Source organism: Mycobacterium uberis (assembly GCF_003408705.1).
Classification (GTDB): Bacteria; Actinomycetota; Actinomycetes; order Mycobacteriales; family Mycobacteriaceae; genus Mycobacterium; species Mycobacterium uberis.
The window spans coordinates 40,260-52,910 of record NZ_QAYL01000001.1 but is presented as its reverse complement, the minus strand read 5'-3'; the positions used below and the strand labels follow the sequence as shown (position 1 = coordinate 52,910).

The 12,651-nt window shown below is 58.7% G+C and carries 7 protein-coding genes and 1 pseudogene; 4 read left to right on the top strand and 4 right to left on the bottom strand.

Going from position 1 to position 12,651, the window contains the following annotated elements:
- Positions 1 to 124 precede the first annotated feature (124 nt).
- Positions 125 to 247, bottom strand: a complete 123-nt coding sequence (locus tag MUBE_RS18765; RefSeq protein WP_279386643.1) for a hypothetical protein — start codon at positions 245 to 247, stop codon at positions 125 to 127.
- A gap of 219 nt (positions 248 to 466) precedes the next feature.
- Here MUBE_RS18765 and pks2 point away from each other — a divergent pair, with 219 nt between their 5' ends.
- Positions 467 to 6,826: a sulfolipid-1 biosynthesis phthioceranic/hydroxyphthioceranic acid synthase gene (gene pks2 / locus MUBE_RS00245; protein ID WP_116539020.1), complete on the top strand. Its 6,360-nt coding sequence runs from the start codon at positions 467 to 469 to the stop codon at positions 6,824 to 6,826.
- Between the two features lie 420 nt (positions 6,827 to 7,246).
- Positions 7,247 to 7,435, top strand: a complete 189-nt coding sequence (locus tag MUBE_RS16520; RefSeq protein ID WP_341537685.1) for a wax ester/triacylglycerol synthase domain-containing protein — start codon at positions 7,247 to 7,249, stop codon at positions 7,433 to 7,435.
- Positions 7,436 to 8,178: 743 nt separating this feature from the next.
- Here the strand turns inward: MUBE_RS16520 and dnaJ are convergent.
- The gene (dnaJ, locus tag MUBE_RS00235; protein WP_116539019.1) at positions 8,179 to 9,327 is read right to left on the bottom strand and encodes a molecular chaperone DnaJ; all 1,149 of its coding nucleotides are present in this window, start codon (positions 9,325 to 9,327) and stop codon (positions 8,179 to 8,181) included.
- 72 nt (positions 9,328 to 9,399) lie between these two features.
- Positions 9,400 to 10,431 (bottom strand): heat-inducible transcriptional repressor HrcA, encoded by a 1,032-nt coding sequence (gene hrcA, locus MUBE_RS00230; protein ID WP_116539272.1) that lies wholly within the window; start codon positions 10,429 to 10,431, stop codon positions 9,400 to 9,402.
- A gap of 198 nt (positions 10,432 to 10,629) precedes the next feature.
- Between hrcA and MUBE_RS00225 the strand changes: the two genes are divergently transcribed.
- Together MUBE_RS00225 and MUBE_RS16515 are read left to right on the top strand one after the other, a co-directional pair.
- Positions 10,630 to 10,908, top strand: coding sequence for a hypothetical protein (locus MUBE_RS00225; protein WP_116539018.1), 279 nt, complete (start codon positions 10,630 to 10,632; stop codon positions 10,906 to 10,908).
- Between the two features lie 250 nt (positions 10,909 to 11,158).
- A pseudogene (locus MUBE_RS16515) lies at positions 11,159 to 11,521 on the top strand (type II toxin-antitoxin system VapB family antitoxin).
- A gap of 313 nt (positions 11,522 to 11,834) precedes the next feature.
- Here the strand turns inward: MUBE_RS16515 and MUBE_RS00215 are convergent.
- The gene (locus MUBE_RS00215; protein WP_165849612.1) at positions 11,835 to 12,518 is read right to left on the bottom strand and encodes a hypothetical protein; all 684 of its coding nucleotides are present in this window, start codon (positions 12,516 to 12,518) and stop codon (positions 11,835 to 11,837) included.
- Between the last annotated feature and the right edge of the window lie 133 nt (positions 12,519 to 12,651).

Genomic DNA, 12,651 nt, shown 5'->3' with positions numbered 1-12,651 from the left:
ACTGGACTAGTCCTGACGTTGCCGCAAGTCGCCAAAGAGCTCGGTGCCGGCTCAGCCGGTTATTAGCACCTCGCCAGCAAACTCACTCCGGCGCCCGACCAGCCGGAAAACCTGTGAAGTGTATTCAGATGTGGAATCTGCCCGATACTTGACCCGTGTGGTGCGGGATGGACAGAATACTTGGGGTGGCAGCCATGCTGGTCTTGGCCTGCGTGGGGTCATCGCTGTCGTTAGCCCTGGTCGACATGTAAGCCCGGTCAAATATGGGGAAATCATGTTATATGTTCCACAGTCTCCCTATGGGGCGTCTAAGCTGAGGTCCTACACCTGTCAACGATGGCGAGATCCGGATCAGCCAGGGGGTAGAGGCTGCGTTAGCGGTGCTGCGACCATTTCGTTGCCCGCGTGAAAGTTCGGTGATGTCGCCGGGAAACGCCGGTTGAGCTGAGACGAGGTTAATATAGCGATGGAAATACCTGTCACTCCCATTGCGGTCATCGGAATGGGATGTCGGCTTCCCGGAGGCATCAACTCGCCAGACCAGCTATGGGAGTCGTTGCTACGCGGCGATGATCTGGTCACCGAGGTACCAGCCGACCGCTGGGACGCTGACGACTTTTACGACCCTGAGCCTGGCGTGCCCGGGCGATCGGTATCACGGTGGGGTGGTTTTCTTGACGACGTCGCCGGCTTTGATGCTGAGTTTTTTGGGATCAGCGAGCGGGAGGCAATCTCGATCGATCCGCAACAGCGGTTATTGCTGGAAACCTCGTGGGAGACGATCGAACAGGGTGGTCTGGATCCGGCGTCTTTAGTCGGGTCCTTGACAGCTGTTTTTACTGGGTTGACCCACGAAGACTACCTAGTACTCACCACCGCAGCGGGTGGTTTGGCCAGTCCGTACGTGGTAACCGGCCTCAACAACAGTGTGGCGTCCGGGCGGATCTCGCACACGTTGGGTCTGCACGGTCCGGCGATGACGTTTGACACCGCGTGTTCGTCGGGCCTGATGGCGGTGCATCTGGCTTGCCGCAGCTTGCACGACGGCGAAAGTGACCTTGCTTTAGCGGGTGGCTGTGCAGTCTTGCTGGAACCGCACGCAAGTGTGGCGGCGTCCGCGCAGGGCATGCTTTCGTCGACCGGTCGGTGCAAATCATTCGACGTCGACGCGGACGGGTTTGTGCGTTCCGAAGGCTGTGCGATGGTGTTGCTCAAACGACTGCCAGACGCGTTGCGCGACGGTAACCGGATCTTCGCTGTGATCCGCGGTACAGCAACCAACCAGGACGGTGGCACGGAGATGCTCATGATGCCGTCCGAGGACGCCCAGGTCGCTGTGTATCGGGCGGCATTGGTTGCGGCGGGCGTGGAGCCCGAAACGGTCAGTGTGGTGGAGGCGCACGGCACCGGCACACCAATTGGCGACCCGATTGAGTACCGCAGCCTGGCACGTGTGTATGGCGCGGGCACTTCCTGTGCGATAGGTTCGGTCAAGAGTAACATGGGGCACAGCACAGCATCGGCAGGAACCGTCGGGCTGATCAAGGCTATTCTGTCGTTGCGGCACGGGCTGGTGCCACCGTTGCTGCACTTTCATCGGCTTCCCGATGAACTTGCCGAGATCGAGACGGGACTCTTTGTGCCGCAGGCGGTTACGCCGTGGCCCAACAGTGACAATCACACGCCGAAGCGGGTTTCGGTTTCCTCGTTCGGAATGTCGGGAACCAACGTGCACGCCATTATAGAAGAGGCTCCGGAGGAAGCTTCCGCATTAGACTTACCCGAGGCTTCGACCGGAGACACTATGGGCGGCCGGTGGCTGTTCATGTTGTCGTCCACGTCTAGCGACGCACTGCGGGAAACCGCGCGCCAACTTGCTACGTGGGTGGAAGAACGTCAGGACTCTGTAATGCCTTTGGATCTGGCCTATACACTGGCACGCGGCCGTGCGCACCGACCGGTGCGCACCGCGGTGGTTGCCACGGACCTGTCCGAGCTCGTCGAAGGTTTACGTGGGGTGGCTGAGGGTGACGTCCTCTATACTGCTGCTGTTGGACAGGGTGATCGGGGGCCGGTCTGGGTTTTCTCCGGACAAGGGTCGCAGTGGGCGGCGATGGGTACGCAATTGATGGCGAGTGAGCCAGTGTTCGCTGCCACTGTCGCCACGCTAGAGCCGGTAATCGCCGCAGAATCACGATTCTCGGTGACTGAGGCGATTACGGCGCAGGAGACGGTGACCGGGATCGACAAGGTTCAGCCGGCGGTTTTTGCCGTGCAGGTCGCGTTGGCTGCTACCATGGAGCATGCCTATGGAGTGCGCCCGGGCGCCGTTATCGGACACTCGATGGGTGAGTCAGCCGCAGCCGTTGTCGCCGGAGCACTGTCGCTCGAAGACGCAGCGCGCGTTATCTGTCGTCGCTCGAAGTTGATGACCCGTATCGCCGGTGGCGGATCTATGGGGTCGGTGGAATTGTCTGCCAAGCAAGTGAATTCGGAACTCATGGCCCGTGGCATTGATGATGTTGTGATATCGGTGGTGGCTTCGCCGCAGTCCACGGTGATTGGCGGCGCCACCGAAACTGTGCGCGACTTAATTGCACGATGGGAGCAGCGTGACGTGATGGCGCGTGAGGTGGCTGTCGACGTAGCGTCGCACTCGCCTCAAGTCGATCCGATACTCGACGATTTAGCTGCGGCACTGACTGACATAGTCCCGATGACACCGAAGGTTCCCTACTACTCGGCGACCCTGTTCGACCCGCGTGAGCGACCGGTGTGCAACGGTGCTTACTGGGTGGACAACTTGCGAAGCACTGTGCAGTTCGCCGCGGCAGTGCAGGCCGCGATGGAGGACGGTTATCGAGTCTTTGCCGAGCTGTCACCACACCCGCTGCTGACCCACGCCGTTGAGCAGACTGCCCGAAATCTCGACATGTCGGTTGCTACCCTGGCCGGTATGCGGCGCGAACAGCTGCTTTCGCACGGGCTGCGTGGCTTGTTGACCGATCTGTATAGCGCGGGTGCCGCGTTAGATTTTGCGACGTTGTATCCTGCGGGCCGGTTGCTGGATGCGCCGCTACCGGTTTGGACTCACCCCCGCTTGTTTATCGACACCGACGGGCAAGAACGACGGGCGCAAGGTGTTAGCACCGTAACCGTGCATCCGTTGCTAGGCTCGCATGTGCACCTGCTTGAGGAACCCGAGCGCCACATTTGGCAGGGGGATGTAGGGACCTCGACACTGCCCTGGCTCGCCGACCATCAGGTGCACAGTGTTGCCGCTTTCCCCGCCGCTGCCTATTGCGAAATGGCATTAGCTGCGGCTGTGAAGATCTTCGGCAAAGCGGCCGAAGTCCGTGACATCGCTTTTGAGCAGATGCTGTTGCTTGATGACGAGACCCCGATCGACGCCATCGCGTCGATGGATGCGCCTGGTGTCATTAACTTCACAGTAACGGCAAGCCAGGATGGTGAAAAGACCCGGAACGCCACCGCGACACTACACGCCGCCGAGGATGCCTGCCCACCACCGGCGTATAACATCACCGCCCTGTTGGAAGAGCATCTGAATAGCATGAACGGGACCAGCATGCGGGAATCATTCGCTGAGCGTGGTGTGCAGCTGGGTACTGCGTTTGCTGGCTTGGCCACCGTGCACACTGCCGAAGCGGAAGCCGGCACTGTGCTGGCCGAGGTCGCGTTGCCCGCTTCGATTCGTTTCCAGCAAAGCTCTTACCACATCCACCCGGCACTGTTGGATGCCTGTTTCCAATCCGTCGGTGCTGGCGCCGATGCCACCAAGGCCGGCAGTAAAAGGGACTTACTGCTGCCGTTGGGTGTGCGTAGCTTGCGTGCCTACGGACCTGCCCGCAATGCCCGCTACTGCTACACGCGGTTGACCAAGATCGAAACCAGAGGCGGTGAGGCCGATCTCGACGTGCTCGACGAGCACGGGACAGTCTTGTTGGCTGTGCGTGGGCTACATATGGGAACCGGGACCACCGAACGCGGAGAGCTCGACCGCCAGCTCAGTGAGCGGTTACTGACCCTCGGATGGCAACAACGGACACTGCCTGAGGCGACCCGCCTTGAGGCCGGATCGTGGCTGTTGATTGACACCTCCAACGCCTCCGAAACCCCCGACATGTTGGCTTCCACTTTGATGGACGCGCTGAAATCACATGGTCCCCAAGGCGTCGAATGCACCAATCTGTCCTGGTCGATCCAGGACGATCCCGTGGTTAGCCGCGAAAAGCTTGGCAGCCAGCTACGTGGCCGCGATGGTGTGGTGATCCTCTACGGGCCACGCGCCGGCGACCCCGATGAGCAAAGTCTGCTGGCTGGCCGTGAGCAGGTACGTCATCTGGTTCGAATCATCCGGGAGCTGGCTGAATTAGAGGGTGAGATGCCGCGTCTATTCGTTGTGACCAGGCAAGCCCAGATAGTTCAGTCGGGGGATGTGGCCAACCTGGAGCAGGCCGGACTGCGTGGCTTGTTGCGGGTGATCAGCAGTGAACACCCGATGCTGCGCACCACTCTGGTTGACCTGGAAGAGCATATCGAGCATATCGACGTTGAACGGGTGGCGCAGCAACTGCTGAGCGGATCGGAAGAGGATGAGACAGCCTGGCGGAATGGCAACTGGTACGTGGCACGGCTGAGCCCTAGTCCGTTGAGCCATGAAGATCGTCGAACTGTTGTCTTGAACCCCGAGCACGACGGGATGCGGGTGCAAGTCCGCAAGCCGGGTGACTTGCAGTCTTTGGAACTCGTTGCCAGTGACCGGATTCCACCCGGTCCTGGACAGCTTGAGGTTGCGGTCAGCATGTCCAGCATCAACTTCGCTGATGTTCTTATCGCATTCGGCCGATTCCCCATCATTGACGACCGCGAGCCGCAGTTGGGTATGGACTTCGTGGGTGTGGTGACTGCCGTCGGAGAGGGCGTAACCGGCCATCAGATCGGCGATCGGGTTGGTGGTTTCTCCGAAGGAGGCTGTTGGCGGACGTTCCTCACTTGCGACGCCAATCTCGCTGTCACGCTCCCATCCGGCTTGACCGGTGAGCAGGCTATCACGGCGGCCACCGCGCATGCCACTGCCTGGTATGGGCTGAACGATCTGGCTGGGATTAAGGCCGGCGACAAAGTGTTGATTCACTCCGCCACCGGCGGTGTGGGACAGGCAGCTATTTCGATTGCTCGCGCTAAGGGTGCGGAAATCTTCGCGACCGCCGGTAACCCAACGAAACGAGCAATGTTGCACGACATGGGCATCGAGCGTGTCTACGATTCTCGTAGCGTCGAATTTGCCGAGCAGATCCGGCGCGACACCAACGGGTACGGCGTGGATATCGTGCTAAATTCGTTGACTGGTGCCGCACAACGCGTCGGGCTGGAGTTGTTGGCCTTCGGTGGGCGGTTTGTCGAAATCGGCAAGGCCGATGTTTACGGCAACACCCGGCTGGGACTTTTCCCGTTCCGCCGTGGTCTCACATTTTACTACTTGGACCTCGCACTGATGTCGGTTACCCAACCCGACCGGGTCCGTGAGTTGCTTGCCACAGTGTTCAAGCTCACCGCTGACGGCGTTCTGACCTCACCAGAGTGCACTCACTATCCGTTGATCGATGCGGCCAATGCCATCCGGGCAATGAGCAACGCCGAGCACACCGGTAAACTTGTGCTCGATATACCGCGTGCTGGCAGTAGAAGCGTGGCGGTGCCTCCGGGGCAAGCTTCGGTCTATCGCCGTGATGGCTCCTACATCATCACCGGTGGTTTGGGTGGCCTCGGCCTGTTTTTCGCCTCAAAGCTAGCCGAGGCGGGCTGCGGCCGGATCCTGCTGACCGCGCGTTCGCAGCCCAACCCCAAAGCTCGGCAGACCATCGAACGTCTTCGTGCAGCCGGGGCCGACATAGTGGTGGAGTGTGGCAATATCGCTGAGCCCGACACCGCGGACCGGTTGGTGAGCGCGGCGACTGCCACCGGGCTTCCGGTGCGCGGCGTACTGCACTCGGCTGCGGTGGTCGAGGACGCCACGCTGACCAACATCACCGATGAGCTCATTGACCGCGACTGGTCGCCCAAGGTGTACGGATCGTGGAACTTGCACCGCGCGACAATCGGGCAGCCGCTGGACTGGTTCTGCTTGTTCTCCTCGGGAGCAGCTCTGCTGGGCTCGCCTGGTCAAGGTGCCTATGCGGCAGCTAACAGTTGGGTCGATCTCTTTGCCCACTGGCGTCGTGCTCAGGGTTTGCCTGTCAGCGCGATTGCGTGGGGTGCGTGGGGAGAAGTAGGTCGTGCTACGTTCTTGGCTGAAGGGGGGGAAATCATGATCACCCCTGACGAAGGCGCGTATGCCTTCGAGACACTGGTGCGTCATGACCGGGCCTATAGTGGCTATATTCCGATCCTCGGGGCGCCATGGTTGCCGGGCCTCGTCCGGCGCAGCCCTTGGGGTGAGATGTTTGCATCCACTGGGCAAGGTTCAAGGGGCCCAAGCAAATTCCGCATGGAGCTGCTTGCGCTGCCATCAGATGAATGGCCCGGCCGACTGCGGCGTTTGCTAGTCGAGCAGGCAAGTGTGATTCTGCGTCGAACGATCGACGCGGATCGCTCATTCATTGAATACGGCCTGGATTCGCTGGGTATGCTTGAGATGCGTACCTATATTGAATCTGAGACCGGAATACGCCTGACTCCTAAGGTCATCGCTACGAACAACACCGCGCGTGCCTTGGCTCAGTATTTGGCCGACACACTGGCCGAGGAGGAAGGGGCGGTAACGGCTGCTGCAGCGACACTCGAGGTACAGGAGGAGTCCTGAGAAGCGGATTACGCTACACTGCAAGGTGAGCAGTGGTGCTGAAGCGCGTTGGAGACGTTACGTCTACTATTTTCATCTTCCTATGTGTTCATGTCGCGATTTTGTGAGCGAGGTTCCAAGCTAAAGCAGTTGGAGGACGGAAATCCAGTCGTGTTTTACTACGACTCCCCTAATCTCCATATGCATACGACTCAAAGTCGCGGTTGTCAAGCTAGACGAGGACTTTTGAAATCTCGACATTGAGGCATTCCACCAGGTTACTTGCGGTCGGTTGTATAAACGTGACACGACTTTGCTGTCAACTGGTAGACATTCCGTTCAAGTTGCACTATCCGATGTGACGTGAACTCTGCTTTGTCGACTTCACCTACTACATCCGGCCTTGGCGGCTACTTGCCCTGGGTAGTCGCCGTGAACTGAATGAGGCTAATTAGAACGGTCGCCAGCGTCCCGCTTGACCGCAGCCGTCCACTATGGAAAATGTACTTCGTTAAAGGTCTGGCTAGTAGCCAAATCACAGTGGTTGGTAAAATTCACCGTATATTGGTTGATGGAGTCAGTGTCGCCAACCTTATGACCGTTGCTATGGATCGGCTGCCCAGCCCGTGAAGATGGTCTGTACATGGCGGGTCGTGTCCCTACCGAAGAGTTGAGTGGTGTGTCGCCTGGTGTACGCGCACCACCTAAGCCATCCTAGTCAGGATTCCAGCTGACAATCAGCTGGAATGTCCGGGGCCTGGCACGGGTGCACAGCAGTTCGCGCAAGCTTTTAGAGATACTGGCCCAAGCCAATTGGCTAAATTCTCCAATAGATACATAGTCTCGCTGGTGTTGTGTGGTGTTGTTTTGTGTTGTTGGTTGGTGGTGTTGAAGCGAGGTTTTGGTCTGTTCTTATCTGGGGAGAGTCTAGCCAGTGTGACCATGGTGATGTCGTGATGCAAGACCGTCGCCCCTTACGGTACATGCGCTAGCCTTCACCTCATTTTGATGAAGACCAGCGCAACCCCCCGCCAGACAGTGTGCTGCGAGTCGCTACCCCAACCCCCGCACAGATACATCCCAGACACCTAGTCCCGGCCAGTATCCCAATCTACATTTACATGTAGATTCCAACAGGCCCACAATCTCCTCAGCCGCGTACCGCAACAACCACAAACCCACCGCCAAGCACGACACACCAGCCATAGCGGCAAGCTCCTTCTACAAACAACTCACAACACCACCCGCTTTACCGAGGGATTCATGGCTACCGGAACATCCACACAGTAGATCAACTCACACAACCCATCGACCTACACCACAATCAACTCCACCACACCAACACACTCCACATAAACAAAACCACACAACACTTAACGACTGGAAAAAGTCTCGCGCAGCCGACTGAACAGTCCGCCGCCGGCCGTATGCGACGAGCGAACCTCGGCCACGTCACGGCTGCGGCGGCTCTTCAGTTCGCGTAGCAGTTCGGTGTCATGGTGGTCCAGCCGAGTGGGAACCATCACCTCAACGTGCACGTGCAAATCGCCCCGAGTATTAGAGCGCAGGTGTGGCATCCCTCGGCCAGGCAGCTCGATGATCGAACCCGGTTGCGTCCCAGGCGGAATGTCGATCTCGCTCATACCGTCCGAGATGGCGTCCACGGCGATCGTGGTGCCCAACGCCGCGTCGACCATCGGCACTGAAACTGTGCAGTGCAGATCGTCTCCATCGCGAACAAAGATGTCGTGGGCCTGCTCGTGGACTTCGACATACAAGTCGCCCGCCGGACCTCCCCCGGGCCCAACCTCACCTTGAGCGGCAAGCCGGACCCGCATCCCGTCACCAACACCGGCAGGAATCTTGACGGTGATCTCCCGACGGGCGCGCACCCTGCCGTCGCCAACGCATTGGTAGCACGGATCGGGGATTACGACCCCGACACCCCGGCAGGTGGGACATGGCCGCGCCGTCATCATCTGACCCAACAGCGAACGCTGCACAGTCTGCACCTCTCCGCGCCCTCCACATGCGTCGCAAGGTACCGGGGCGGAATCGCCGTTGGTGCCCTTGCCCTGGCATTGGCTGCATAACACTGCGGTGTCGACGGTGACCTGCTTAGTGACACCGGTTGCGCACTCCTCAAGATCGAGTCGCATCCGCAGCAACGAGTCCGAGCCCGGCCGCACCCGGCCGATGGGACCACGCGATGCTGCCCCCCCGCCGAAGCTCCCGCCAAAAAATGCTTCGAAGACATCGCCTAAGCCACCAAAGCCGCCGAACCCTGACGCAGATGCTGCAGCGTTTTCCATCGGATCCCCGCCCAAATCGACAACCCGACGTTTCTCCGGGTCGCTCAGCACCTCGTACGCCATGCTGATTTCCTTGAATTTCGCCTGCGCGGCTTCATCGGGATTGATGTCGGGATGTAGTTCGCGCGCCAGCTTGCGATAGGCACGCTTAATGTCCACATCGCTGGCATTCCTGCTCACGCCGAGCAGCCCATAATAATCGCGTGCCACGCTTAACTCTCCTAGCAGCGTCTTAGTGCCGCTTCTAAGCGGCTGTCCACAGATTCCGTAGCGGGCGCACGTTCACCGGGCACCCAAAACTTCGCTGATATACAAAGCAACCGCTGCGACACTGGCGATAGTTCCCGGATAATCCATCCGAGTAGGCCCCAAAACACCCATGCCGCCATAGACAGTATCCGAAGTACCATAGGCGGTAGACACCATCGAGGTACTCATTATCTGTTCAGCCGCTGTCTCGTGACCAATACGCACGTTCACCTTGCCAGCCTCCTGCTGGGCGGCGAGCAGGCGCAGCACCACCACCTGCTCTTCGAGCGCTTCCAGGATGGATCGCAGTGAACCACCGAAGTCTGCGGAATTGCGGGTCAGATTGGCAGTGCCCCCCAGCAACAAGCGTTCTTCAGTGTGTTCGACCAGCGACTCTAGCAATACAGTCGCCGAGCGGCCTACGGCGTTGGCCAACCCGCCCGTACCCCGAAACTGTCCGGCGAGGTCAGCAACCGTGGTGGAGGCCGCCGACAGTTTCTTGCCTTCCATCGCCTGGCCGAGCATTTCACGCAGCTGGGAGAGCTGGTGATCGTCGATAACGTCACCAAGTTCGACGATGCGCTGATCCACCCGACCGGACTCGGTGATAACCACCATCAGCAGCCTGGCTGGATTTAGCGCAATCACTTCCAGATGGCGAACGGTCGACGTCAACAACGTCGGATACTGAACCACTGCCACCTGGCGGGTCAACTGAGCGAGCAGCCGCACCGCACGGCGCAGCACGTCGTCAAGGTCGACACCGGACTCCAGGAAGCTTTGGATCGCCTGCCGCTCGGCCGCTGACAGCGGCTTAACGTATTCGAGTCGATCGACGAACTCACGGTAGCCCTTCTCCGTGGGCACTCGTCCGGAGCTGGTGTGCGGCTGGGTGATGTATCCCTCGGCCTCCAACACCGCCATGTCGTTGCGGATGGTGGCGCTGGACACACCCAGGTTGTGGCGCTCTACCAAAGTCTTCGACCCAATCGGTTCCTTGGTAGCGACGAAGTCAGCAACGATAGCGCGCAGCACCTCGAAGCGACGCTCGTCAGCGCTTCCCATCGCCAGTCCATCCTCCTTAGTCGCGTTCATTTTACGGTCTCAAAATGGCGCTGAACGCCATGAGCAACCGTCGGGTGGCATACGTTGCGCAGTAGCACGGCATGGCAGGAGTGGAAGCCACGATTGGATCGGATATATCGATGAGCATGGCGGCCAGATGTCGAGCAGGCCCGTCGTCACAGTCACCCCAGGTTGTTGGTGCAGCTCACGCCCATTCCGTCGCCGGCCCACCACTCACTGAGTCAAGTCCTACTGGCCTGGACAAACAATAAATCCGCCGAATGGGCATTAAGGGATCTGAACATCACCATCGTCCCGCTGCAGACTCACGCCGCCCGGATGAACATCGTGCCGTTACTATACGAGAACGTTTTTGACGCCACCACGATCAGCGCCTCGATCGACCGATTGGAGAAGCTGTTGTTGGCGATAACCGCCGACCTACACCGGCGGTTGTCTTCAATCGACCTAACTTGATGAGCCCAAGCTCACTACCCCCCAACCTAACAGCAGCAAGCACTAAATTCTTCAACTAGCCTGGGTCAGTGTCAAAGCCATAGTATCGCAGGTGACGGTGGCGGGATCCCAATCACCCAGTTTCTGGCTCGTAACCTGACTGCTGCCCTTGTGTTTGGGGCTTGACATAGATATTTAGGAGAAGCGCCTAATTACATCGGGCTTGGGTGAAGCATTAAAGTTAAGTTGGGCAGATGACCTTCAAGGTATCATGGAGAACAAACCGTACGCCGAGCATGGGCTGTTCTACCGAGACTGGGCAAATCTACCGCCACAGCAGGTTCGACTCAACGAATTCGTTACCACCACGACCAGACTTGCGCTTGAACGGCTGTTGTCGGAAAGGTCTACGTTCTATGGCAATTTTTCCTGTATCCGGTGAGGTAGCTAGGGGTTCAGCTATCTCGAGTATAGCTCACACCGGGCAGTGCGCATTACGCTACGCAATCGTCGAAGTTTGTTAGCCGGATTCACGGGAGTTACTCTGATTCACGGGAGTTACTCTATTGGTTACCTTGGTCAATATAGCCCGATCCGCGACATCACACCCTACCCTGCAGCACGAGACGCTTGACGCCAGCGTCACCCGCGGCGGCCAATAGTCGAAGCTGCTTCTCCACATGCTCTGCTTGAGGCGAGATACCCGACGGGCACCCCGAAATAGGCGGTCAACTCACTAAATGATATCTGCATAACACTGGATTGAGCGCTCATGCCTGAGGGCATGGATTTAGCTGCCACTAACCCACTAATGGGGAGACCGATGAGCTAACTCACCGATCTGGCAACGCCGTCGACGGACTGCTCCACGTGATCCCGTGACCGATAAACGTCGAACAACCAGTTAAGTTGGGCCGAAAACGTCACGGCACTGTCACTGCCACCAGTCATCCACCGACCCTTTCGGGTGGATGGTTGCGGTGTCGAAGTCGCCGCCGAAATGACACCTCAAGCTCGGCGTCGATGCTGTCGAAGTAACCTAAGAGCCAGCGTCGGTACAACTTCTCAAGCTCTTCAGGATCATCTGCCGAGACCGGCGCCGAGAGCAACTCGGCAAACGCGTATTCCAGTAGCGGCTGCATCGGTTGGCCACTCTTAGTGTAGTTACGTTCGAGCAAATCAGTAACATAAAGCCCGACGATGACGCTCAGGTGCTGATTAAGAGCATCAACGAGGGGTCGGATTTCGCCGAACGGAATAGGTTCGTGCGAGTGGCCATCAATGACGTCGTTGAGTTGCGCCTTAGTCGTCATCATCGCCAGGATTCGGTCCAGGGGCAAGACTATGGCACCGCCCGCAGGCTCCAGCACCGTGCGCTTACCGACTTCCTCCCGAGGTTTCGGTTCATCACCGCCCCAGTAGACACTGGCCGCACTACCAGGTAACCAGCAAAGTCCGACGTCGAACTTCGACAGCGTACTGGGACGCGGATCCTCAAGTGCTCCCGCTTCTGCCTTGGCGAGCGTCGGCGCAGTAGGTCCACCGTTACGGTTGACATCGACCAGCGTCATTCCAAGGCTCCGACGTCGCTGCGATACCTTAGTGGCGAAGTGCTCCGGATGTCCCGTCATCAGGCGCTATATATTACGTTATAAATATAGCTGAAGCAGCGATGAACAAGCCGGGCATGTCACGGTAGACTTTATATAGTGCTCGATCCCGCAGCCAGTCAGCCTTAAGCTCAGCCTACGCAAACTTACGTAA